The organism is Lysinibacillus sp. COL-1 (genome assembly GCF_059814265.1).
On sequence record NZ_JCAWSJ010000004.1, the window covers coordinates 1,664,682 to 1,689,707 of the forward strand.

The window sequence follows — 25,026 nt, forward strand, 5'->3', positions numbered from 1 at the left end:
CAAAAAGAGCGCTATAACCTGTCTTTCGGAGCAAGGGTTCGCTTATTTCCTACTAGACAAATGGATTTTTTAAGTATATAGTTAGCTAGGCTAACTAATTTAAAAGGAAGTGATAGTGTGACAATTGAACAGGAATTTTTTAATCAGTACCGCTTAATGTATAGGCCATTTATTAATCAGCTGAATGTGCAGCTTGAACCCTATCAGTTATATAGCTCGCAGTGGGCAGTGCTTCGTTTCTTGAAGGATAAGGGGCCGCATTCTTTTGTAGATATTGCTAACTTCATGTCTATAGAGAAGCCAAGTGTCACGAAGCTTGTACATAAATTGGTGGAGCTAGGCTATGTGGAAACGATGACGGGCAAGGATAAGCGTGAAAAACTGGTACATCTATCAAAGCATGGGGAAGAGCTTGTGCTGGAAATAAAGTCGCATCTAAATCCGTTTTTTGAGCAGGCATTGGCAGGTGTGCCGAAGCAAGATATTGACATTGCGACACAGGTTTTAGCAAGAATTTGTATGAATATCAATTAGTAGGAGAGAGTAACGTGGAAGCAACTAGAAAGAAACTATGGACAAAGGATTTTTTAATTGTCTCACTTATTAATTTTACCATTACGTTAATCTTTTATTTATTAATGGTGACCATCGCGGCTTATGCTGTGGAGCATTTTAATGCTTCTACAAGTACAGCGGGGCTGGTATCGAGTATTTTTATTATTGGAACATTGTTAGGGCGGCTTGGTACAGGGCGTATTATTGGTGATTGGGGTAGCAAAAAAACATTGTTTTGTGGCTTGCTGTTATTTATGTTATCCACGATGTCTTATTTTGTAGCAGGCAATTTACCGCTGCTTATGGTTAATCGTTTAATACAAGGGATTGCTCTTGGAATTGCTAGTACAGCAACGGGAACCATTATTGCACAAATTCTACCGCCGGAACGACGTGGCGAAGGGATTGGTTATTATAGCTTAAGTGCGATTTTAGCGACAGCTATTGGTCCATTCATTGGCATTTTATTAACACAATTATTTGAGGATTATCGCATGATCTTTGCAGTCGATTCGGTTTTAGCTATTATTTGCTTTTTTATGTACTTCATAGTGACCGTACCAGATGCACCGAAAAAAGCGACGGATACAGCTGTGAAGGCAGGCTTTAAGGTGACAAACTTTATTGAAATGCGTGCGGTGCCGATTGCCTTTGTGGCACTTGTTATTGGCTTTGCCTACTCAGGTGTCATGTCCTTTATGACGTTTTATGCAAAAGAGCTACATTTAGTATCAGCAGGAAGCTATTTCTTTATTATTTATGCCATTGTCATTTTGGCTACCCGCCCATTTACAGGGAAATTATTAGATACGCGAGGGGCTAATATTATTATCTATCCTTGCTTAGTGCTTTTTGCAATTGGCATGTATGCCTTTAGTTCAGCGACAACAACGATCGCCTTTTTAATCGCTGCTGCCTGTATCGGGGTTGGCTATGGAAACTTCAACTCCGTTGCGCAGGCGATTGCTATTAAAGTGACACCGAATGAGCGTTTAGGACTTGCGACATCCACGTATTTTATATTTTATGATTTAGGTTTAGGTATTGGGCCTTATTTCTTAGGGCTATTTGTTCCTTCTATGGGCTACAGTGCGATCTTCTTTGCTATGGTCTTTGTCATTTTTGTATCGATTGTGCTTTATTATTTCTTACATGGAAAACATGAAAATTTGAAACAAGCAAAAATCTTGTAGATTAGAATCATTATATTGTAGAAAAAACGTTATTTTTCTAGTTGTGTATACAGATCAACTGAAAAATGACGTTTTTTTCTATTTCAAAAAATAGTTGTTGCAATAGATGATGATAATCATTATCATCACAAATATAAAACTAATTCGGAAGTAGGTACTAAGTATGAAAAACAGATCATTTTTGTCGGTATTAGTAGCAGGGGGCATTTTAATGGCTGGCTGTGGCAATACAGAAGAAGCTAAAAAAGAGGACAAGCCGGCAACAGAACAGGCAGAGCAAGCGACACAAGAGGTGGATTTATCTGCTGAACTATCAGCCTATCAGCAATTTGCTTTAGAGCAAATGGATCAATTTTTACTGGACACAGAAAAATTCGTGAATTTATTCAAGGCGGGCGATATTGAAGGCGCTAAAGCAGCGTATGCGCCAGCACGTATGTATTTTGAGCGCTCAGAGCCAATCGCAGAAAGCTTTGGTGATCTTGACCCTCGCATCGATGGACGTTTAGCGGATATTCAAGAAGAAGGAAAAGGCGAGGAAGAATGGTCAGGCTATCATAAGCTTGAGTATGCACTATGGGAAGAAAATACAACTAAAGGTTATGAGGCTGTAGCAGATCAACTGCTTGCGGATGCGAAGGAATTACATGCACTAGTGCAAACGGTGGAAGTGACACCTGATTTAATGATTACTGGTGCGGTAGATTTATTAAATGAAGTTTCAACATCTAAAATTACTGGTGAGGAAGAAATTTACTCACATACAGACCTGTATGATTTTAAAGCGAATATTGAAGGCGCAGAAAAAATCTTTGAAATTTTACGTTCAAAATTAGAAGCGAAAGATTCAACACTAGTGTCAACACTTGATGAAAAATTTAAAGCGGTGGACGATTTATTAGCGCAGCATGCAACGGCTGATGGTGGTTATGTATCCTATGAGGAATTAACGGAAGACAATACGAAAGCACTTGCGGCAGCGGTGAATCAGCTTGGTGAACCATTAAGTCAAATGGGGATCATTTTGGAGTGAAAAAAATGACAACGTCCAATGAAGAAAAATTGATTAATAAAAAAATTTCTAGACGTGATATGTTGAAGCTGACAAGCATCGGTGTGGCAGGTGTTGCCATCGGTGCCTCCGGTTTGGGTGGTGTCATGAAAGCGATGGGCTATGATGTTTTTGAGACAGCAGCAGATAGCACGACGGCTAGCAATAAGATCAATTTCTATGGCGAGCACCAGTCGGGTATCGTGACACCTGTTCAAACGAATATTTATTTTGCTTCTTTAGATGTGTTAGTGACATCGAAGAAGGAACTACAAGAGTTGTTCCAGCAATGGACACCTCTTGTTGTGCGTTTAATGAATGGTGAATTAATGGTCGATGTTTCGACGAATACGAGAGTACCAACAGGTGATACAGGAGAGGCAGAGGGCTTAGATGCAGCCAATTTATCGATTACTATCGGTGTAGGTCCTTCGCTATTCGATAAACTGGGAATGCAGCATGTAAAACCAGCGGAGCTAAAGGATTTACCACATTTCCCTAAAGATCAGCTACAGAAGGAATATACAGGTGGTGATCTGTGTATTCAAGCCTGTGCAGATGATCCACAGGTGGCATTCCATGCAGTGCGCAATTTAGTACGAGCTGCTTCTGGTAAAGTAGAGATTAAATGGTCACAGGCTGGCTTTAACTCGTTTCCAGCTGGTGGAGGGACACCTCGAAATCTCTTTGCCTTCAAGGATGGTACGGTGAATCCAGCCATTACGGATGAAAAAGACTTAAATAAGATTGTGTGGGTGGATAAAGGCTGGCTAAAGGGCGGCTCTTATTTAATCGCACGAAAAGTTCAAATGCATCTTGAAACATGGGATCGCACATCATTGAAAGATCAAGAGGCTACATTTGGTCGTTATCGTGACAGTGGTGCACCATTTGGCAAAACAAAGGAATTTGATGATTTTGATGTAGAGGCAAAGGATGACAAGGGCAATTATATTATGCCTGATACGTCACATGTTCATTTAGCACGTAAATCGGGTGCACGTGTTTTACGACGTTCTTACTCGTATGCATCGGGTGTCATGTCGAATACAGGAACCCATGATGCAGGGCTAATCTTTATTTCTTTTCAAAAAGACCCAGCCCAATTTACAACAATCCAAAATAGCTTAGGGCGTATGGATAAAATGAATGAATACATTACCCATCGAGGCAGTGCCGTGTTTGCTTGCTTCCCTGGTGTACAAAAGGGGAGTTATTTAGGTGAAGCACTTTTTAACGCGCTGTAGTATTATCATTGCCTTAATCCTAACTTTAGCTCTACCTGTGCAGGCAGCGCAATCTTATAGCCATTTATATATTGCGATTAGTGATGCACTGATGAATACGAAGCAGGATAAAGAGACGGAGGCCAAGCAGGCGCTCGAACAATTTGCTGCGGACTGGGCTAAAGTTTCTTCAGAGCAGAAAGATGCCAAAGCAAAGGTCGATGAAATGCTTGCGCAGGCTACTGAAGCAACATCCAAAGACGAGCGTTTAGAGGCGTTGTCGGCACTGTCGAATGCATTACGTGCCCTAGAAAAACTTGAAAATCCAGTGGACGAAGCGGCACAGCGAGCAGAGTTTGGGCAAAAGTTTAAGCCGATCATGGCAGACTTCGAAAAAGCTTTAGCCAGTGGGGACATTCAGGCTATTGATGAAGCCTACAAAGATTTTAATAGCAAATGGAATAAAAATGAGCGCCCTGTGCGTGAGCAAAGCATTGCGATGTATGGGCAAATCGAAACACAAATGGCGTTTCTACGTATCGCCATTTCGGCAGAGGAGCCAGATATAGCCCTTATGCAATCTCAATTTGAGGATTTGCAGCAAACGATTGAGGATTTTGTGGCTGGTAACGAAACAGCTGAAGTGGTTGAAGGGGACTATTCGTTAGCGACATTGATTGCTTATATCGATGAGGCAAAGGACTTTGTTGATGCTGGTGATTATCAGGCGGCTTCTGATAAAATACGTGAGTTTATTACCATTTGGCCAAGTGTAGAGATTGAAATTTCCACACGTAATGGCAGTCTTTATACGAAAATCGAAAGTGATATGCCGATTATCGCAAGTGATTTATTAAAATCCAACGTCGATCAGCAAGCAATCACAAAAAAATTAGATACTTTCCGTACTGAAATCGAACTGATTCAAGGGGATTCAGATTATACAATTTGGGATGCTGCATTAATTTTGCTGCGTGAGGGACTAGAGGCGTTACTGATTATTTTAGCCTTAGTATCATTCCTCAATAAATCAGGACAGAATAAGATGCGCAAATGGATTTATGTTGGAGCGTTTGTCGGCGTTCTATTATCAGCCATTGCTGCCATCCTCATGTCCACGATTTTGAATTCAGCAACAATTGATACGAATCGAGAATTAATGGAAGGTTATGTTGGGCTAGTTGCAGCAGCGATGATGATCGGTGTTGGTATTTGGCTGCATAGTAAATCAAGTGTAGTCAGCTGGAATCGTTATATTTCGAAACAAATGGGCAATGCCATTTCCAGTGGTTCTATTTTTGCGATGGCTGCCATTAGTTTCTTATCGGTCTTCCGTGAAGGAGCCGAAACACTAGTCTTTTACGCGGGTATTGCACCGAAAATGGAGACTTCGCAATTTATTCTTGGGATTGTTGTAGCACTGCTTATACTTGCTGTACTGGCTATTGTATTATTTAAAGCAAGTGGCAAAATTCCCATTCATAAATTTTTTGCTGTCGCAACGGTGCTTATTTATGTATTAGCCTTTAAAATTATTGGTGTCAGTCTGCATACATTGCAGCTCACGGATAATCTGTCCACGACGATTGTTGATGGCTTACCTGTCATTAGCCTGATTGGCTTCTATCCAACAGCGGAAACCATCATTGGGCAGGCAATCTTACTTGTGTTAGTAGCAGCTACTATAATCTATAAAAAGAAACGAGCCTAACGATAAAGGGTAGATGAGCGTACGTAAACCGCCATCTACCTTTTTGATTGCCAATGGGCAGGTCGTTTCAGATAGGAAGGCAATTTAGTAGAGCGGTCACCTTGTGCGGCGTTCATTTGCATTTGTGTTAAAAACAGACTTGTCGAAAGGTCAGCCCCACGTAAATTGGCATCACGTAAATCAGCCCCGATGAAATCTACTGCTTGTAAATTAGCATCTTGAAGATTGGCTGCGATTAAATAGCTACCCCTTAGATCAGTCGCTCGTAAATCCTTGCCTTTTAAATTTTTGCCCATCCAATCCGCTCCACGCTGATTCAAATGTCGCGTGATTTTGCCTTTCAGCCTCTGTTGACGAATTTGTTCGCTTGTTTGTAGTAATAGCGCATTGACAGGCATACGAATAGCCATCATATCGAGTGCTAATAAGGCATCGGCATCAAGTGATTTTGCTTGTTGTAGCTGCTCCAATTGCGTTAGAAGCTGCTCATCAAGCGTGCTGTTCACCTGATAGGATAAGGCCTCAGCTACATAAGCAAGCATTTCGTAAAGCTGTTCCATGATTGGGAAAACCCGAAACAACTTGTCAGCATGCTCACGGGATTGTCGCCAATCTTGTCCATGAAACGTGACCTGTGACACTTGCTGCCCAGCACCCAAGCAATCAAAAACCGTACAGCCTTTAAAGCCTGTGTCTTGTAGCTTGCTATGGATATGACAGCTATAGTCATCCTGTAAATTAGGGCATGGGGAGCCAGCTGGTTTATTGATGGCAAAGTCACTGGAAGCAACGATATTTAAAGCGGTACAGCATAAGCCGAAATAGCTTTGGCAATCCGCCTGTAAGCTTTCACGGATTTTTTGCCAACAGAGGTAGCTCTTTTTGTCTGATGTGACATCCTCATTGTCCTCTCTTACCTCATTCATATAGTTAATAGTTTATTATTAAAGACAGACTAGCAGTTAAAATAAGGATAAAACTGTATTTTGAAAGATCGTAGGGGATATGGTATTCTTCTTCAAAAGAGTTGTGAAGAAAAGTGGTGGTGAAGCATGGGGTAACGGTCAATGAATTATTACAATTGCCATCCTTTCGGGGGGCAGAGGTGCTAACAGGTCGAAATAATTTACATCGTACGGTATCTTCCTTATCTGTATTAGAGGTATCCAATGTTGATTTTTATTCTAAAATTATTAATCGTGTGCAAGAGGAATGGTATGCAGAAGAGATTGTCATTAGCTCTTTTTACTCCATACGAGATAGTGTGGAGCAGCAATGCGAAACGATTCAGCATTTACATGATTTAGGAGAGCTTGGTCTTATTTTATATTATGTCGGTATTGTCTTGCCCGATATTCCAAAGGAAGTGCTTGACTTAGCGGAGGCGCAAGGATTTATTATCATTTGTATGCCAAGAAATGATTATTCACTGCGTTATAACGAGGTAATTTATGAGGTAATGGAGGCAATTGTTAGCAATCAAGGTGTGAATGATCATTTTGTGAAAGAAACGTTGGAAAAGGTATCCTTACTGCCAGAGCATTTAAGAAGTGTTGAAATTACGCTGAAAATGCTCTCAGATCGTTTGAAAGCCAATATTGTGCTCACAAATAATCATTTTGATATTGTGAATCAAGTGATGTGGCCACGAAATTCATCATTAGATGTAGCGAACGTTATTGAAGAATGCTCGCAGGCCAACTTCCAGCACGAAACAGGAAAGCTAGAGCTAGAAAGAAGTGATGTCTCCTGTGTCGTTGACTATAAAAGAGTGCATCAGAAAAATGGCGAGCCCCTCTTTTTATTCTTAATTAAAGAAAATACAAAACTGCCTGCCAAAACGATTGAAAAAGTAAGTGAGGTTGTGCAAGTAGCCATTAATTTATGGGGGGACAAGCATGATGAGGTAAGTGAGTATGCCTTAGTGAAAGCCATTATTAATGATGAAAGTGAAAAAATGAGAAGATTAGCGAATCTCCTTCATATAGATGTTTCCGCCATTCAAATGATGTGGCTCGTCTACATGCATGATTTAGCGGACGAAAAAAGAATTCGCGATGAATTAGAAGAGCAGCTGTCCAAGTATTACCAAACAAGAGTGATACAATGCATTGATCATTGTATAATTGTGTTACTAGGGAATTGTTTGTATAAACATCATGAATTTGAAATTGCCACTGAATTTAACGATACTACAAGCTATACTGCTCAAATAGCGGAAATTGTTTATGCGCCCAAAATGAGAAATACAAAGTCTGTTCGTCAAATGTATCAATTGGTCAATCAGGTGGGGGACAAGGCCCATACCATTTATCCAATGCAAAAGCTGTTTACGGCAGCGGAAGTACGCTCCATGAAAAGGGCGATGGATGTCAGTATACAGGGAGAAGAAATGATTGAAGAGTATTTGTCTGTCATTGAACCTATCTTGCGCGATCATGATTCCTTACAGACCTTAATTACCTTTTTATTAGACGCAAATGCTAGTGTGGAGCGCTGTGCAGAGCTACTTTATATTCATAAAAATACAGTGAAATATCGCATTAAAAAAATTAGTGAGTTGATTGGCACAGATGTCACAGTATACGCAGAATTTTACGATGTGTATATGGCTTGTATGCTGTATCGATTAATTAATGATTGATTAGAATAATCTGAAATTTTGTCATTTTGAACAAAATTTCAGATTATTTTTTTCATTTACGCAAAAGACGTGAAACCACCCTTTCTTTTATAATGAAGAACATTAACCAATCAAGCAATAACAAGGAGGGAGTCATATGCAAAACGAAAACAAAGGTCAATCATGGTATAGCTTAGGCATTATTTGGGCGGGTGCCATGATTTGTATTCCCAGTTTATTAGTAGGTAACGCACTCATAACAAATATGAGTCTATCAAAGGCACTTGCTGTCGCTTTTGTAGGCTACGCGATTGTCGTATTCATTATGATTTTACAAGGAATGCAAAGCAGTGATTTAGGAAAACCAACTGTTCATGTGGCAGGGCAAGTGTTTGGTAAAAAAGGCTCTCGTACTATTTTATCCATTATTTTAGCCATTGCTTGCTTAGGCTGGTTTGGTATTCAGGCCAATGTTTGTGGCGTTGCCTTAGCGAATTTACTAGCAATCTATCATTTGAATATACCTATTCCGCTTGCTTCATTGATAAGTGGTATGGTGATGGTCGTATCCGCTCTTTATGGAATGAAAGTGTTACGTGTATTAAGCTATATCGCCGTACCATTACTTGTCATCATTTGCCTTTACGGTTTAGGGCAAACATTAACGGGCGATCAGCTACAGCTTATTCGAGACTATCAGCCACAGGGGAATATGAACTTTATGGATGGTTTAGCTGTAACGATTGGATCTTTTGCTTTAGGGGCTGTCATAGCGGGAGATTATTCGCAATTTTCCAAAAAACGTTCAGATGTAGTCAAGGCTGCTGCATTTGGCATTATTCCAGCTGGTGTACTAATGATTGCAGTAGGAGCCATCTTAACGATTGCCTATCAGACAAGTGATATTACAGCTGTCTTTCTGCATATCGCAACACCGTTTATTGGCGGGGTTGGCTTGATTTTAGCGACATGGAAAACGAATTTGGTCAATGCCATTTCTGGCGGTATCGCTTTAATTAATGTGTTCGATGTTGCCAAAAACAAAGAGCGCTTAGCGATTGGGGTTGCAGGAACAATTGGCACAATTTTAGCGGTAGTTGGGATATTAAATTATTTTACACCTATTATGTCGATCTTATCGGCCATGATTCCACCTGTTGCAGGGGTGATGATTGCCTCCTATTGGGTGATTCATAAAGGCAAAGCAGCTAGCTGGCATGAGGTGGAAGGGGTCAATCGATTAGGCGTATTTTCTTGGTTAGTAGGGGCTATGATTGCCTGTATGCCAGTGGTATTCTCTTTATTCCCTGAGTTGCCATCACTGCCAAATCAACCGATGATTGGCATTATTATTTCATTCGTTATTTATTATATTGGGTATCGTCTATCCATACAAAAAACGGTCATACTGGAGGAACATAGATGAGATATTTAGATCAAGCAGCTATTGAACATATTGCCATTGGTGCAGCATTTCTAGGAACAGGTGGAGGCGGAGATCCATACATTGGGAAACTTATGGCGCTTTCTGCCATCGAAAAAAATGGGCCTGTGAAGTTGTATTCGGTGGATGAAATTGGGGATGATGACTTTTTCATTCCAGCAGCGATGATGGGTGCACCTTCCGTGTTAGTAGAAAAATTTCCACGTGGGGATGAATTTGTCAAGGTATTCCAAAAGCTTGCTCAATATTTAGGAAAAGAAAAAATTGCAGGCACTTATCCAATGGAAGCGGGCGGCGTCAATTCGATGATTCCGATTGTAGTAGCTGCACAGCTTGGATTACCGCTGATTGATTGCGACGGGATGGGTCGTGCATTCCCGGAATTACAAATGGTGACCTTTAACCTAGATGGAATTTCGGCAACCCCAATGGCCATCACAGATGAAAAAGGGAATATTGGTATTTTTGAAACCATTGATAATAAATGGACGGAGCGTCTCGCCCGAACTGCAACGGTAGAGATGGGCGCAAGTTCATTAGTGAGCTTGTATCCTACGACCGGTGCACAAATTAAGAAAAGTGGTGTTCATCATATTGTGACGCTTTCTGAAAAAATCGGTGAAATTATTGCCTCTAAAGATCAAGAGGTGAACGATAAGCTAGAAAATCTTTTAACGCTTGTAGAGGGCTATGAGCTATTCCAAGGAAAAATAGTAGATGTTATTCGTGAAACAAAAGGTGGCTTTAATCTAGGTAAAATGAATCTTGAAGGGATTGATTCCTATAAAAACGATCAAATGAAGGTTCATTTCCAAAATGAAAACTTATTAGCAGAGAAAAACGAGCAGGTTGTTGCGATGACGCCAGACTTAATTTGTTTGGTGGATTATGAAACATTATTGCCTGTTACAACAGAAAGCTTAAAATATGGTAAACGTGTGCGTGTGATTGGCTTACCAGCACATGAAAAGTGGCGTACAGCAAAAGGCATTGAAACAGCAGGACCAAGATACTTTGGCTATAATTATGATTACATGCCAATTGAGGAAATGGTGAAAAAGGAGGTAGCAAAACATGTATAAAATTGGAATTGATGTAGGCGGAACAAATACGGATGCCATCCTTTTAGATCATAATAGTCAACTTATTTACAGTGTGAAATCACCAACAAGCTTAGATATTAAAACGGGTATTGAAAAGTCCTTGCAACAATTACTCAAGGGTGCAAATATTGATAAAGCAAAAATAACACATGCAATGTTAGGGACAACCCAATGTACAAATGCCATTGTTGAACGTAAAAAGCTAGCAAAAGTCGGTGTTATTCGGTTAGGCTATCCAGCAACGGCATCAGTACTTCCTTATACAGCTTGGCCAGCGGATATGATTGATCAATTGTCGGGTCATTATGCGATTGCACATGGTGGCTATGAATACGATGGTCAATTATTAAGTGCTCTTAATCAAGAAGAAATTAAAAAACTATTAGAGGAATGGCACGACCAAGTAGAATCGATTGCAATTGTTGGTGTCTTTTCTTCTATTAAAAACGATCAAGAATTACAGGTTCGTGAATGGATTCAAGAGGTCTATGGCGAGGAATTTCCTATTTCCTGCTCCTCATTAATTGGTTCTGTCGGGCTAATTGAACGTGAAAATGCAACGATCCTCAATGCGGCATTATGTAAGGTCATTGAGACAACAACACAGGGCTTTGTCCAGGCGCTTCAAACGGAAGGTATTTTTAATGTAGACGTTTATTTATGTCAGAATGACGGTACGTTAATGTCCATCGATTATGCAAAACAATTCCCAATTTTAACGATTGCCTGTGGGCCAACAAACAGTATTCGTGGAGCGTCGTATTTATCCCAAATTCAAAATACAATGGTGCTGGACGTTGGGGGAACGACTTCAGATATAGGCGTATTACAGGATGGATTCCCACGAGAATCTTCAGTTGCTGTGGAAGTAGGAGACATTCGGACAAACTTTAGGATGCCAGATATTATTTCAGTTGGTCTTGGCGGTGGTAGTATTGTTCGTGTGAACGGTGACAAAATTACCGTTGGACCAGATAGTGTAGGCTATCAAATTAGTGAGGAGGCACTTGTCTTTGGTGGCTCGACTTTAACAACCACGGATATCGCTGTCCGTCTAGGCTTAGCAGAAGTAGGCGACCCCACTTTAGTCGCACATATAGATGAAGCATTTGCCAAAGCCGTTCAAGAAGAAATTTCTTCCTTACTGGAACAGGCCATTGATAAGATGAAAACCTCCTCAGAGGATGTGTCACTGGTCTTAGTAGGCGGTGGGGGTATTATCGTGCCAGAGCAGATTCGAGGCGTTTCCACTATTGTGAAAAATGAATATGGTGGTGTGGCGAATGCCATCGGTGCCTCTATTGCGCAAATTAGCGGTCAATATGAGCAAATTTATATTTATGCCAAGGAACCTCGCGAGGAATCATTAAAGGATGCCCAAAGTAAAGCGGTGAAACAAGCAGTATTAGCAGGAGCCATTAAAGAGACGATTGAGCTGGTAGAAGTAGAAGAAACACCACTAGCCTATCATCCAGAAAATGCAACAAGATTAAAGGTAAAAGTAGTAGGGAAAATGGTCTAACACATAAAGGAAGAGTCCTAATCAAACAGGGCTCTTCCTTTTGCTAATGGATCAAACGAATGAATCTCTGCATAGGGTCTGATGTCAGTATCATTTTTGTGCCTATATGGATTGAACCATATACCCTTGATCTTTGCATGCTGACAGCCGCCGATATCCTTTTCTAAGTCATCTCCAACGAATAATGCATCTTCTGGTTGCACTTGAAGCTTGTTTAAGGCAAGTTCAAAAATGCGCTTGTCAGGCTTGCTGTAGCCCACTTCCTCAGAAATAATGAGGAGATCGAAACAGCTAGTTAAATGAGTGTGCATGATTTTTGCTTTTTGTCTCTGAGACGACCCGTTTGTGATAATGCCAACTTGTACATGCTTTTTGATAGAATGGATAATATTCAACGTATTTTGATTGATAGAAAAACAACAAGGAAACTGTCGATTCCAAAAGTCTTCGATTCAGTAATGTATCGTCTAAATCAAATAGCATCGCTTTCAACTAGCTGTGAATTTGTAAAAATTTATTAAAAATCATTTCAGCTTCGTAGATTTCTGAAAGTGAAATAGTTTTTTGAAGTTGCTATAAAGATTGTGAAGAAAGATATTGAAACGAACCAAAGCAGATTTGCTGAATAAGGTTACACAAAAGTTTTTAAACTTTCCCTCTAAAATTTTCAAGATATTGTTAGGCAGTAAATAAATGTCTCAAGTTGTAACCTCCAAAATATAATATTGTAAAAAATATGGAATAATGGTATATTCAAATAGTAATGGGTTTTTTATGCAGATGAGAGGTGAATATATTTCCTTTATAATGAGGAAAATTCCATTACATTAAGATATTTAATTTACTATTTTCTCAAAAGTTTTATCCTTTACTCATTCTAGAGATTGAAAATTTACCGAGTTATAGTTGAATTAAGTGGAAAAACTATTAGTTGGAGGGAGAAGTTAAGATGAAAAAAAATAGCAAAGTAATAGCGGGAGTACTTTCCTTGGGTCTTTTAACAACTGGCGTGTTAAACGTACAAGCTCTTACAGAGCCCCGTAACATCAATGCGTCTGTTCCTGGTTTAAATCAATCATCAGCTGATGGATATCAACAGAAATCTATCTCAGATAAGGATGGATATTTATTTATTGATTCTATCTCTAACGAGAGTAAACTAGATGCAAGAGCAGAGACGGCAAAACTTACAAATACGGGTCCTTGGGTACGTTTATCTCATGTTAATAAGGGCTATCTATTAGAAAATTCAATTAAAAAAGATAAATATATACAAGCAAGATTCAGTTCTGATGTAACATCATTTTTACCTATCACCGTTACTGGAACATTCCAAGGTAACTAATTCACGGATTTTGTCAACCTGTTTAAACAGATTTAAAGACCATGAGGATTTTAAATCCACATGGTCTTTGTTAATAAGTAAACTTTATTTTTTTATTTTACTCCTTTCATTAATTACTATTTAATCTATCTTTTTTAGAGTTGATACTATTAATTAGGGAAACTAGAATTTTGTAAAGTTACCGTTATTTTAGATGTTTGTTATTTTAAGTCGAAGAATAGGAGAGAGAGATGTTAAAACAACAAATAGGGGTTGAATTTAAGCAAATACTTACGTTTAATAGAGTTCTAACTTGGTTTCTTATTATTATTTTACCCGTATGGATACAATATTTAATAATCCATGAAGGCTATTCCTTCACTGACAATATTGATCTCTATGGGCGTTTGCTCAATGGTATTGGAGCAATGATTTTTCCAATTTTAGTATTATTCGTTTTTGCAGATACAATCATTCATGAGAGAAATAATAATTATTTAACATATACCAAAATAAGAATAGATTTTAATATCTATTTGAACGCTAAAATCATAGTAAATGCACTTCTTTCATTTGGGGTTTCATTTTTGTATGCGTTTTTACCATTCCTCTTTGCTCAATATATAAACCCCCAATTTGCATTCATCACTAATATTGGAGATAGTGGGAATATGCCTGGTACGGTAACATTCGATCAACTCTTAGTTTACGGACCTTTTATGTATGGATTTATATACTCCCTCTGGGTAGGTATCAATGGAGTTTTATATGCTACTTTACCTTTAATCTTATGCTTGATCTTAGATAATTCCTTTGTTGCTTTATCGATACCATTTGTATGGTATCAAGCAATGAGCTTTGTTTCTGCTGTGTTAGGTATTTCGAAGTTTGCACCATTATATACAGTTTTTCCGTACTCTATAATGCAACAAGACTTATGGACTGTATTTGTACCATTTATGTTTTTATTAATAATTGTGATTGTGAGTTATGTATATCTTAAGAGAAGGAATTCGACAGAATGGTTATTTTGAGAAGTCTTATCAATGAGTTGCTGCAGTTAAGGTGGAATGTGTTGGGTTTCGTTATTTTTATTTATTGTTTTGGAATAAGAAGAACAATTATTGAAAGTTATGCACCTGTTAATGCTTGGGATCTACTAATAATATTATTAAGTGATGTTAACTTAATTATTTATTTCGTTTTACCATTCCTCTTATATTTCTATGTAACTTTTTTAGTAAAAGGCTTTGAATATCATATATTGATCAGATTAGGCTCATATAAAAAGTGGGTACTCATGGCTTCTAAGAAAATTTTATTGTATTTAGCTTTGACGATTATAGTTTGGCTATTAGTGGCATTCATCATGAGTATAGGGCTTCCCTTTGCAAGTGAATGGAGTTCTGGAAGTAAATTATTTGAACCTACTGCCATTATGAGACAGTATTTTGATCTCCCTCTTCTTGCTCTTTTATATCAAATAGTTATGTTCGTTATTACGACATTTATTATTTTAATGTCGGTTACTACTATATATGTCTTTCTTCAGTCATGGAGATGGATAAGTTTTGTTGTTACGGTTCTATATATATTTTCTTTTGTATCCTGGAAACTTTTCCCTGATTATTTAGCGAAATTGTCTTTATCAAACTATGTTGTTATGTTCCAAACATTAAATCTTTGGAATAACACATTAACTCTCCCTTTAATAGCAATTGTTTCTCTTGGATTAATCTATTTAGCCGTGCAATTTAAAGATGGAAAACAAATAGTCAGCTTTACTTCTTTTCAGACGGGCATAGTAGTATACCTTTTTGTATTAGTATTAGGAACTTACTTTATGGCAGATACCCGAAGTAATACTGTAATTGATCTATTTCTCCTTAATTTTTTCGGTACATCATCTGAGGGTTATACTTTTTTGTCGTATTTGTATTACATAGTAATTTTCTTCGGCTTTTTATATTTGGCACAAATCTATTTAGCAAGTGAGTTTTCTGAGTTGAGCTACTACAAAATTATTCGCTACAACTCTATGTTTAAATGGATGGGCGAATGGTTGCGTAATATTTTATTAATGGCAATATTGTATTTGTTTTTTATATTTATATTGACTTTAACAGTGGCATATTTTAAGGGCATTGAATTTTCCTTTCGAGTGACAGTAGTGGAAGATATGAAATTTACTTCTTTGCTATATCACTTTTTTATCAATGGCTTTCTACAAATAAGCATTTACATTCTGCTGTCGATTACATTACAAATAGTTTCAAAGAGCAGTTCAACCAATTTGGTTACTATAGGCATCTTTATCGCATTATTATTCCCTGGTTATAAATACATTCCAGTGGGTTTAAATGGGTACAGCCATTTGATATATGGCACATCACCAATGATCGTATCATTGTATTTGATCCTTATAGTATTAGTTGAAGGGGTATGTATATTTTATTTACTTAACAAAAAATATATATTTGAGGGAGTATGACTATATATGAGCCTTATTGAAGTAAGAAATGTCAAAAAGTCCTATAAGGGCTTAACTATATTTCAAGATATAGATTTAACTATTGAAAAGGGGAAAATATATGGAATTGTAGGTCCTAACGGTTCTGGGAAATCTGTATTATTTAAGTTGATTTGTGGATTTGTTAGACCCGATCATGGTGAAATAGTAATCAGGGGAGAATATTTACATAAGGATATAACTTTTCCTAAGAACTTTGGAGTCATAATTGATAGGCCAGGATATTTAGGAAATAAAACGGGTTTTGAAAATCTAAAATCTCTGGCTATGATACAGAATAAAATTGATGATGAGCAAATCATTAAAACAATGGAATTAGTTGGACTTCAGCCCACAGCTGAACAGAAAGTACGGAAGTATTCACTAGGCATGAAGCAAAAGCTAGCTTTAGCACAAGCATTTATGGAAAATCAAGAAGTATTAATATTAGATGAACCATTTAATGCTTTAGATTTTGAAAGTGTAGAAAACTTACGTAGCCTCTTACTTAATTATAAAAAGGAAGGGAAAACAATTATTATGACCAGTCATAATCAAGAGGATATCGATCTTCTTTGTGATGAAGTTTATAGAATAAATAAATTTAAGTTAGAGAAGTTATAAAAGTAATATTATTAACAATTTAACTCAGAAGCTATAATTAGAAGGATCAACTTCTAAAAGCTATAAGTGAATAGAGGACCTTTCTCAAATAGCAATTGATTATAAGTGTCCAAAACATGATGAAGATTTTTACAGACTATGGTATTTTAATAAATTGAAGAAGCATTAGAAGCTCATTTAATTGATTAAATATTCTTATAAAAATTCCATACTTAGTTAGAAAGATTAACTCCATTTTGATCATTTTTTTCAAAATGGAGTTTTTGCATTTGCTGATAAATAAAGGATGAAGGAAATTTTTAAATCAAAAGCAATACTAGCTCCATATCCTTTCTTATTACTCATTAAGAGTGCTTCGTTTATGCTTTTCAGTAATAATTTTCTTATTGAGGATTTGCACCTTATCTACCATAAGCAAGCGCATATCTTCCACAATATACTTTGCTAGCTCTTCGTCCGATATATCATCTCCATTAAGATCAAGACGGAATTCCTGCCCTTGTATGCCACCTCCATTTGTAAACTCAATTTCAAAGTCAAAGACAACTCTTTTCTCCATTCATATACCACCTTATCTCTTAGAATGCTATCAATATATTCTGTTTTTCACATGCGAATACCTTCTTTCGAGAAGCAGCGTTTTGAAAAGAAGTGTTTCTGCATGCACAAATGAGCCCCGTTCATTCAATCAAATATTCATTCATATTGCAAAAGAATAAAGGAATGGAAGGCTTTTTAAAAGGACAGACCTAAAGAAAAAGTTTTTTCCTTTTTCTTGTATTTGCCACTTGAAAATTAAAAAGTCATAGTGTACTATTTGACTAGTACACTATGACATGAGGTGTTGAGGTTGAAAAGTTTTGCAGGGCTTTTAAAAAAAGAATGGGTACTTTACCGATCATGGTTTCTAGTGGGGATATTTATTGGTCTCATGTTATCTTGGATCGTTCCCTATGTATTACATCAATATGTTGATCTCTTTGCGCATGAGAATCAACTAGCATTTGCCTTTACGATGCTCGTCCTTGCTCTAGGCGGATTTTATTCTGTCTTACAATTTTTAGCGACGCTGCGTTTGGATATTAAAGCAAAGGAGAGCTGGCTACATTCAACAAGCTCTATCACGAAGCTTATCGGTGCAAAGTTGGTTTGCTCGTTAATAGGCTATGTCCTCTTCAATACACTTTTTACGAGTATAGCCATCTACAATATTAAAGATGAACTGATTGTAAGTACTGGACAAATTTTATTGACTTTGATATTAGTTGTTATTGTGTTAATGATTTTCCAATTAATGCTATTTATCCTTCTTTTATTCTTTTTAGCTTTTTATTTGCAGTTGAAGCGCGTAATAGGACGTTTTTCGATTGTGCTGACAATGGCTGCATTTTATTTAACGACAGCTGGTTGGGTGCGAATGACGGAAAGTGAGCTGTACCAAACGATCTTCCTCCGTGGAGAAGTTTCGCTTCGCCATATCGAACAGTACTTACCAAAAGGGAAAGAGATGACAATGGAATGGATGCTAGGCTCGTTTTATGTTGTCGAAGAAGTGGCAATGACATTATTCATGCTACTGCTCTTTTTAGCAGCATCCAAATGGCTTGAAAAGGTGGTATTACGATGACAATGGATTTTTCACGTGATAAACCGATTTATAGCCAGCTTGTCGATCGAATTTGTGGGGACATATTGAAGGGAAAGTTACGGCTGGGAGATCGACTGCCGTCCGTTCGAGAATATGCAGTTGAAACAGGTGTGAATGTCAATACGGTGCAACGTGTCTATAAGGAGTTAGAGGCGATGAAGATAACGGAAACCAAACGAGGTCAGGGTACATTTATTACAAGCAATGAGGAACGCATTGAATTATTACGAGAAGAAATGAAAAATCAGCTAGCTGAAAACTTTTTAACATCGATTGAGGCATTAGGCTTTTCAAAGGAAGAAATGCTTGATGTTTTGAAAAATAAAGCGTGAGGTGAAGGGTATGTTAGAGCTATCAAATGTGTCTTTTCAATATAAGAAACAGCCGATTTTACAGGATATATCCTTTTCCTTCCCGATTGGACAAATCATTGGGCTTGTAGGGGAAAATGGAAGTGGTAAATCTACGCTAATGAAAGTATTAGCGGGTTTATTACGACCTTCTGCCGGTAAAGTCACACTGAATGGCAAGCCTGTCACACGTAGAAGTGCGGACCAAATTGCTTATTTACCCGATACTGATTTGTTTTTTGAGTATTATACGGGCGAACAGCTATTCCAGTATTATGCCTCTCAATTTGAAGATTTTTCCTATGATAAGGCCTGTATCGTCGCACAATTTTTACAGGTGGATAAAAATACGAAGCTACGTCAATTATCAAAGGGTAATCGTGGTCGGATGAAAATGGCTGCTACGCTTGGTCGAGAGGTTCCTTTTTATGTCATGGATGAGCCATTTGCTGGGCTTGATCCCATTGTGAGAGAACAGCTGATTAAGGGCTTAATTCAATTTACAGATATCGAAAATCAAACGATTTTGCTATCAACACATGAATTATATGAGGTAGAACCTATTTTAGATCAAATTATTTTATTGCAGGCGGGGTCCATCACGGCTTATGAAGAAGTTGAAACCTTACGCGATGTGGCGAATAAGGACGCAGTCGAGTGGATGAAGGGATTTTATCGTCTTTGAGTACAAGATACCGACCTCTCAAAGTGAAGAAAGGATCGTCAGTAAGCATTTTTAGCAGTGTTGCTTCAATAGCATCCACTGATTGAGGATATAGTCGCTGGCAGATGTCATAGATTTTGATCGTGGAAGAAGTACCATCAAAATCTGGACGCCATTATGCCAAGGCGAAATGGATAAGAAAGGGTGAAAAAATATGACAGAACCAATTGTACAATTGCAAAATTTATCGAAAACAATTCGAGGCAAGCAATTAATTCAACAGTTAAACATTGATTTATATCCAGGGCAGATTACAGGATTTTTAGGACCGAATGGAGCGGGGAAAACAACAACCATACGAATGATGACCGGGCTGATGCATCCAACAGAGGGCAATGTCATTATTGATGGACTTTCCCTACAAGAGCATTATGAGGAAGCCATTAGTAAGGTTGGCGTAATTGTCGAAAATCCAGAGATGTATAAATTTATGTCAGGCTATAAAAATTTACTCCATTTTGCACGTATGCATAAAAATGTGACGAAAGAACGAATTCAAGAGGTCGTTCAACAGGTGGGTCTTGAAAACCGTATACATGAAAAGGTTTCTACGTATTCACTAGGTATGCGCCAACGACTAGGATTAGCGCAGGCGCTGCTACATCGACCGAAGTTTTTAATTTTAGATGAACCAACAAATGGCTTAGACCCTGCTGGTATTCGTGAGTTCCGTATGTACCTGCGCAAGATTGCTTCGGAAGATGGCGTATCCGTTTTTGTATCGAGTCATTTATTATCTGAAATTGAGTTAATGTGTGATCGCGTGGCAGTGATCCAAAATGGGCAACTTATTGACCTCCGTGATATTCATAATGAAAGCTCATCCTTTTATTATGTGGAGGCACAGCCAAAAGAACAGCTGTCTGCTCATTTTGAACAGCATGATTACCATTTCGTTGCTGAAAATGATGGCTATGTAGTGGAAATGAAGAAAGAGGATGTACCTGCATTGACGACTCAATTAGTGCAAGCGGGTATGCAACTATTTGCTGTACAGCCACATCAAAAAACATTAGAGGATCAATTCTTAGAAATGACTGGAGGCGGACAAATTGCTGAAGCTAATTCAAAATGAGTGGATGAAATTATGGCATAAAAAGGGAACCTGGGCAATGGTGGCGATGCTCATTCTTGTTATTCTTGTTCCTGGTGCTATCATGAAATATTATGAAGTAAAATCAACAGATGAAGGCTCCTGGCAGGAGCTTGAGCAGCAAGCAATCCAAGCGAACAAGGAGATGCTTGCAAGTGATGATTTAATGGAGGAAGATAAGGCCCGTTATGAAGAGCAAATCGCTATTTCTGAATATCGTTTAGCCAATGATGCGCCTAGTCAAAAGGATAATAGTCTTGCGAGCTTTATGTCCTTTACAAGTGGTATGCTCACACTTGTTACGTTATTTACGGTTATTACAGCGGCTAGTATTGTGTCGAGCGAATTTTCAACGGGTACGATTAAAATGCTGTTAACACGTCCGATGTCTCGAGCAAAAGTGTTAACGTCTAAACTACTGTCAACCTTCCTATTTGGTTTATTCTTATATGCTGTGAATGTGGTGGTAAGTGCTCTTGTGGGCTTGATCTTGTTTGGTATGGGAACAGGTGTCGAATTAGAAATCGTCAATGGTCAAGTAGTTGAAAAGGCTGTATGGGGGGATTTAGCGTATCATTATCTACTTTCTAGTGGTGATTTTGTTATGTCTACATTATTTGCCTTTTTAGTAGGTTCGGTGTTCCGTTCAAGCTCATTAGCGATTGGTTTAACGATGTTCCTCTCCTTTACAGGTGGCATGATTGTTATGTTCTTGAGTAGATACGACATTGTCAAATACATTTGGCTCACGCATTCAGATTTAACACAGTATGAACATGGTGGTGGCTCCATGATTGCGGATGTTACGATGCCTTTCTCTTTAACTGTGCTTGCTGTTTATGCATTCTTGTTCCTTGTGATTAGTTATACAACCTTTATGAAACGTGATATAACTGCATAATCTAAAATAAGAACTGTGCCCTAATTGAATTAGGGTGCGGTTTTTTTATTGGGCAACACGAAATATTAAAAAAGTATTTATTTTTTTTTGAATTGCGCCTATAATAATAGCAACTTAGTGAAAACGCTTTTTTTTTACTAAAGTGGTCTAGACAACTATACCAAAGGGGGATAAATAATGTTTGCTTTCTTACAAAAAATCGGTAAGTCTCTCATGTTTCCAATCGCTACATTACCAGCAGCAGCATTACTATTGCGTTTAGGTTCAGGGGATATGCTTGGAGCCGTACCGAATGAAGCAATCCAGTACATTGCTAGTATTATGGCCGCTTCGGGCAATGCTATACTTGGCAATTTACCAATCATTTTTGCGATTGGGATTGCGATGGGATTTGCACATGATAGCAGTGGGGGCGCAGCACTTGCAGGTGCGATTGCTCATCTTGTATTAGTGGCCGTTTTAGGAACTGTTAATGAAGAATTAAATATGGGTGTGTTTGGTGGTATTATTGCCGGTATTACGGCAGGCTTATTATATAACAAATATTATAATGTGAAATTTCCAGAATGGTTATCATTCTTTGGCGGACGGCGCTTTGTACCGATTATTACGTCCATTACCATGGCGATTTTAGCTAGTATTTTAGCGATTGTGTGGGGACCAATTCAAGGTGGTATTGATTCTGTCGGCAATTGGATGATTGGCGCAGGATCACTTGGTGTTGGAATGTATGGTTTCTTCAACCGTCTATTAATTCCAGTTGGTTTACACCATGTCATTAACACGGTCATTTGGTTTGATTTTGGTGAATTTACGAATGCTGCGGGCGAAGTGGTGAAAGGGGACATCCACCGTTTCTTAGCGGGAGACCCATCAGCTGGACATTTCCAAGCTGGTTTCTTCCCAATCATGATGTTTGGTTTACCAGCAGCATGTTTGGCGATGTACTTTGCAGCGAAAAAAGAAAAACGTCCTGTCGTTGGTGGGATGTTCTTTTCCATCGCTTTGACAGCTTTTTTAACAGGTGTTACAGAACCGATTGAGTTTTCATTTATGTTCTTATCACCAGTTCTATATGGTATTCATGCTGTACTAACAGGTATAGCACTCGCTGTGGCCTATATCGTTGGATTCCGTGATGGCTTTGGATTCTCGGCAGGTTTAATTGACTATTTATTAAACTTAGGTCTAGCAGATAAACCATTGCTCTTACTGCCTTTAGGCTTAGGCTTTGGTGCGATTTACTTTGTTGTATTCTATTTCTTAATCAAAAAATTAGACTTAAAAACACCTGGACGTGAAGACGACGAGGAAGAGGATGGAGAAGCAAATGCTGCCATTTCTGACGATGTTGATTTACGTGCCTACTATACAATTGAAGCATTAGGTGGAAAAGAAAATATTCAGCAAGTGGATTACTGTACAACTCGCTTACGACTGTCTGTACAGGATGCCAATGTTGTAGATGAAAAAACATTGAAGCAAACAGGTGCACGAGGGGTAATGCGCATTAGTAAAACGAATGTTCAAGTGATTATTGGTACATCTGTTGAGTTTTTAGCAGAGGCTATCAAAGATCGTTTGAAAAAAGGCAATCCAGCACCTACAAATACACAAGTGCCAACAGCACAGTCTGTAGTGCAAGAAGCAGTCAAAAATGAAACAACGAACTTCCATGATTTTGAAATGCCCATGACAGGTGATTTATTGCCATTATCAGAAGTGCCAGATGAGGCATTTTCGGCAGGGTTGATGGGTCCTGGGTTTGGTATTCGTCCAATGGATGGCACAGTTTATGCACCGTTTGATGGGGAAGTGGTGATGATTTTCCCAACGAAGCATGCGATTGGCTTGAAATCAGATGCAGGTCTGGAAGTATTAATTCATGTTGGTTTAGATACAGTCAAACTTGATGGTAAAGGCTTTGACCTGTTTGTCACGGATGGTCAAAAAATTCAGCGTGGAGATATGCTTTTAAAGGCTGATATCAATCAGATTAAAGACCAAGTACCTTCTGTGATCACACCAGTTGTTTTCACAAGTTTAATGGGTCAAGAGATTACACTCGGAAAATCTGGCTATCAACGAGCGGGCTCTACCAATATTATTGCAATGAAAAAGTAACAACAAATAGGGCTGTTTGCAAAAGCTACACATAGGCAATAGGAAATGGCAAATGGACACCTTTTCAACAGCCCTTGTTCAAGAAGAGGAGATGTTTTTCTTGAGTTTAATAATTCGGAACATCACAGTGGTCAACGCAAATGGTCGAGATGAGCAAGTGGATGTGTGGATGAAGGATGGCAAAATTGCACAAATTGCTACACAGCTCAATGTCAATCATGTGGAACAGCTAGATGGTTCAGGGAAATTTTTATTGCCTGGATTTATTGATATGCATATTCATGGGTCCGCTCAAATGGATACAATGGATGCCTCAGATGAGGGACTTCATATAATGGCACAATCGTTACTAAAAGAAGGTACGACAAGCTTTTTAGCAACCACTATGACACAAAGCTATGACAAAATTGAGCGGGCCATTGCCAATGTGGCACAGTTCCAGCCACAGTCAGATGAGGCGGAAATATTGGGGCTTCATATTGAAGGACCATTTGTTTCAAAAGAGCGGGCGGGAGCACAACCTCTTGACTATATTGTCCCGCTTGATATGGCTATATGGACAAAATGGCAGGAATTAAGTGGCCATAAAATTAAGCAAATTACGCTAGCACCAGAAGAACCGAATGGCATGTCAGCAGTGCAAAGCATTTCTGCAAGCGGTGTCATCGTATCGATTGGTCATTCAGATGCAACATTTGAGCAAATGCAAGAAGCGGTTCAATTAGGTGCTTCACAGGGGACACATTTATACAATCAAATGCGTCCATTCCATCATCGTGACCCAGGTGTCGTTGGTGGCGTCTTGTTGCTAGATGCCATCAAGGCTGAACTCATTGTTGATTTTATTCATATGCATGAAGGGGCAGTGGAAATGGCCTATCGGTTAAAGGGAGCAGATGGTGTTATATTAATTACCGATGCGATGCGCGCAAAGGGTATGCCATATGGAGCGTATGATTTAGGCGGTCAAATGGTTCATGTGACTGAAGCGGGCGCTCATTTATCAAACGGTGCTTTAGCGGGTAGTATTTTAAAAATGGATCAAGCTCTACGAAATATGCGTCATATTACGAAATGTACAATGGAGGAGCTTGTGAAAATGTCAAGCTTCAATGCTGCTCAGCAATTGAAATTAACCAATAAAGGGCAGCTTGTGCAAGGCTATGATGCAGATGCTGTGATTATGGATGAACATTTAAAGCTTTATCAAACAATTAAGGCAGGCAAGGTCTTATATGATGCCATGCAATAGGCGATGACCGTTAACGTCAGAAGGCATGCAAACATCTAGCATGGAACGA

22 protein-coding genes and 1 pseudogene are annotated in these 25,026 nt (G+C 38.5%); 20 read left to right on the forward strand and 3 right to left on the reverse strand.

All coding sequences use genetic code 11. The features are described 5' to 3' along the window. The first annotated feature begins 117 nt into the window (after positions 1-117). The 5 genes from AC6BKE_RS16365 to AC6BKE_RS16385 all read left to right on the forward strand — a co-directional run bounded on the left by AC6BKE_RS16365 (position 118) and on the right by AC6BKE_RS16385 (position 5,736). A complete protein-coding gene (locus AC6BKE_RS16365; protein ID WP_338653760.1) occupies positions 118-534 on the forward strand; it encodes a MarR family winged helix-turn-helix transcriptional regulator in 417 nt (138 codons plus the stop codon). Between the two features lie 14 nt (positions 535-548). Continuing rightward, a complete protein-coding gene (locus AC6BKE_RS16370; RefSeq protein ID WP_271913012.1) occupies positions 549-1,748 on the forward strand; it encodes an MFS transporter in 1,200 nt (399 codons plus the stop codon). A 163-nt stretch (positions 1,749-1,911) separates the two neighbouring features. Continuing rightward, entirely contained in the window at positions 1,912-2,781 is an 870-nt protein-coding gene (efeO, locus tag AC6BKE_RS16375; RefSeq protein WP_036117171.1) for an iron uptake system protein EfeO, read from the forward strand. 5 nt (positions 2,782-2,786) lie between these two features. Continuing rightward, a complete protein-coding gene (efeB, locus tag AC6BKE_RS16380) occupies positions 2,787-4,046 on the forward strand; it encodes an iron uptake transporter deferrochelatase/peroxidase subunit (RefSeq protein WP_036117173.1) in 1,260 nt (419 codons plus the stop codon). Continuing rightward, the gene (locus AC6BKE_RS16385) at positions 4,021-5,736 is read left to right on the forward strand and encodes an FTR1 family iron permease (RefSeq protein WP_036117175.1); all 1,716 of its coding nucleotides are present in this window, start codon (positions 4,021-4,023) and stop codon (positions 5,734-5,736) included. The genes efeB and AC6BKE_RS16385 overlap by 26 nt, the downstream gene beginning before the upstream one ends. Before the next feature lie 35 nt (positions 5,737-5,771). On the opposite strand, the gene AC6BKE_RS16390 is transcribed toward AC6BKE_RS16385, so the two are convergent. Beyond that, entirely contained in the window at positions 5,772-6,662 is an 891-nt protein-coding gene (locus AC6BKE_RS16390) for a pentapeptide repeat-containing protein (protein ID WP_155273166.1), read from the reverse strand. 113 nt (positions 6,663-6,775) lie between these two features. On the opposite strand from AC6BKE_RS16390, the gene AC6BKE_RS16395 reads away from it, so the two are divergent. From AC6BKE_RS16395 to AC6BKE_RS16410, 4 genes are all read left to right on the forward strand, one after another. Beyond that, on the forward strand, positions 6,776-8,380 hold the full coding sequence (locus AC6BKE_RS16395) for a PucR family transcriptional regulator (RefSeq protein WP_036117176.1): 1,605 nt from the start codon (positions 6,776-6,778) through the stop codon (positions 8,378-8,380). A gap of 136 nt (positions 8,381-8,516) precedes the next feature. After that, positions 8,517-9,785 (forward strand): cytosine permease, encoded by a 1,269-nt coding sequence (locus tag AC6BKE_RS16400; RefSeq protein ID WP_499857308.1) that lies wholly within the window; start codon positions 8,517-8,519, stop codon positions 9,783-9,785. Beyond that, positions 9,782-10,885 (forward strand): S-methyl thiohydantoin desulfurase family protein, encoded by a 1,104-nt coding sequence (locus tag AC6BKE_RS16405; RefSeq protein WP_036117181.1) that lies wholly within the window; start codon positions 9,782-9,784, stop codon positions 10,883-10,885. The genes AC6BKE_RS16400 and AC6BKE_RS16405 overlap by 4 nt, the downstream gene beginning before the upstream one ends. Continuing rightward, on the forward strand, positions 10,878-12,428 hold the full coding sequence (locus AC6BKE_RS16410; RefSeq protein WP_330494062.1) for a hydantoinase/oxoprolinase N-terminal domain-containing protein: 1,551 nt from the start codon (positions 10,878-10,880) through the stop codon (positions 12,426-12,428). The genes AC6BKE_RS16405 and AC6BKE_RS16410 overlap by 8 nt, the downstream gene beginning before the upstream one ends. Before the next feature lie 17 nt (positions 12,429-12,445). Here AC6BKE_RS16410 and AC6BKE_RS16415 read toward each other — a convergent pair. Next, positions 12,446-12,880, reverse strand: a pseudogene (locus AC6BKE_RS16415) (HAD family hydrolase); the annotation flags it as partial. Between the two features lie 497 nt (positions 12,881-13,377). Here AC6BKE_RS16415 and AC6BKE_RS16420 point away from each other — a divergent pair. The 4 genes from AC6BKE_RS16420 to AC6BKE_RS16435 all read left to right on the forward strand — a co-directional run bounded on the left by AC6BKE_RS16420 (position 13,378) and on the right by AC6BKE_RS16435 (position 16,885). Next, positions 13,378-13,773 carry a hypothetical protein gene (locus AC6BKE_RS16420; RefSeq protein WP_051891561.1) on the forward strand — a complete coding sequence of 132 codons (396 nt, stop codon included), beginning with the start codon at positions 13,378-13,380 and terminating at the stop codon, positions 13,771-13,773. Between the two features lie 230 nt (positions 13,774-14,003). Next, positions 14,004-14,786, forward strand: a complete 783-nt coding sequence (locus AC6BKE_RS16425) for a hypothetical protein (protein WP_036117185.1) — start codon at positions 14,004-14,006, stop codon at positions 14,784-14,786. Positions 14,787-14,827: 41 nt separating this feature from the next. Beyond that, positions 14,828-16,243, forward strand: a complete 1,416-nt coding sequence (locus AC6BKE_RS16430) for a hypothetical protein (RefSeq protein ID WP_340808799.1) — start codon at positions 14,828-14,830, stop codon at positions 16,241-16,243. 6 nt (positions 16,244-16,249) lie between these two features. Next, entirely contained in the window at positions 16,250-16,885 is a 636-nt protein-coding gene (locus AC6BKE_RS16435) for an ABC transporter ATP-binding protein (RefSeq protein WP_089932440.1), read from the forward strand. A gap of 337 nt (positions 16,886-17,222) precedes the next feature. On the opposite strand, the gene AC6BKE_RS16440 is transcribed toward AC6BKE_RS16435, so the two are convergent. Then, entirely contained in the window at positions 17,223-17,444 is a 222-nt protein-coding gene (locus tag AC6BKE_RS16440; protein WP_036117191.1) for a hypothetical protein, read from the reverse strand. A 282-nt stretch (positions 17,445-17,726) separates the two neighbouring features. Between AC6BKE_RS16440 and AC6BKE_RS16445 the strand changes: the two genes are divergently transcribed. From AC6BKE_RS16445 to nagA, 7 genes are all read left to right on the forward strand, one after another. Further along, the gene (locus tag AC6BKE_RS16445; RefSeq protein WP_499857310.1) at positions 17,727-18,512 is read left to right on the forward strand and encodes a hypothetical protein; all 786 of its coding nucleotides are present in this window, start codon (positions 17,727-17,729) and stop codon (positions 18,510-18,512) included. Beyond that, positions 18,509-18,865, forward strand: coding sequence for a GntR family transcriptional regulator (locus AC6BKE_RS16450; RefSeq protein WP_036117195.1), 357 nt, complete (start codon positions 18,509-18,511; stop codon positions 18,863-18,865). The genes AC6BKE_RS16445 and AC6BKE_RS16450 overlap by 4 nt, the downstream gene beginning before the upstream one ends. Positions 18,866-18,875: 10 nt before the next feature. Next, on the forward strand, positions 18,876-19,568 hold the full coding sequence (locus AC6BKE_RS16455) for an ABC transporter ATP-binding protein (RefSeq protein WP_036117197.1): 693 nt from the start codon (positions 18,876-18,878) through the stop codon (positions 19,566-19,568). Between the two features lie 193 nt (positions 19,569-19,761). Next, complete coding sequence (locus AC6BKE_RS16460) at positions 19,762-20,682, forward strand: ABC transporter ATP-binding protein (protein WP_036117199.1); 921 nt, start codon at positions 19,762-19,764, stop codon at positions 20,680-20,682. Next, a complete protein-coding gene (locus AC6BKE_RS16465; protein WP_342545031.1) occupies positions 20,660-21,601 on the forward strand; it encodes an ABC transporter permease in 942 nt (313 codons plus the stop codon). The genes AC6BKE_RS16460 and AC6BKE_RS16465 overlap by 23 nt, the downstream gene beginning before the upstream one ends. Positions 21,602-21,778: 177 nt before the next feature. After that, positions 21,779-23,725, forward strand: a complete 1,947-nt coding sequence (nagE, locus tag AC6BKE_RS16470) for an N-acetylglucosamine-specific PTS transporter subunit IIBC (protein ID WP_340808802.1) — start codon at positions 21,779-21,781, stop codon at positions 23,723-23,725. A 100-nt stretch (positions 23,726-23,825) separates the two neighbouring features. Then, entirely contained in the window at positions 23,826-24,977 is a 1,152-nt protein-coding gene (gene nagA / locus AC6BKE_RS16475) for an N-acetylglucosamine-6-phosphate deacetylase (RefSeq protein ID WP_499857313.1), read from the forward strand. Positions 24,978-25,026 lie beyond the last annotated feature (49 nt).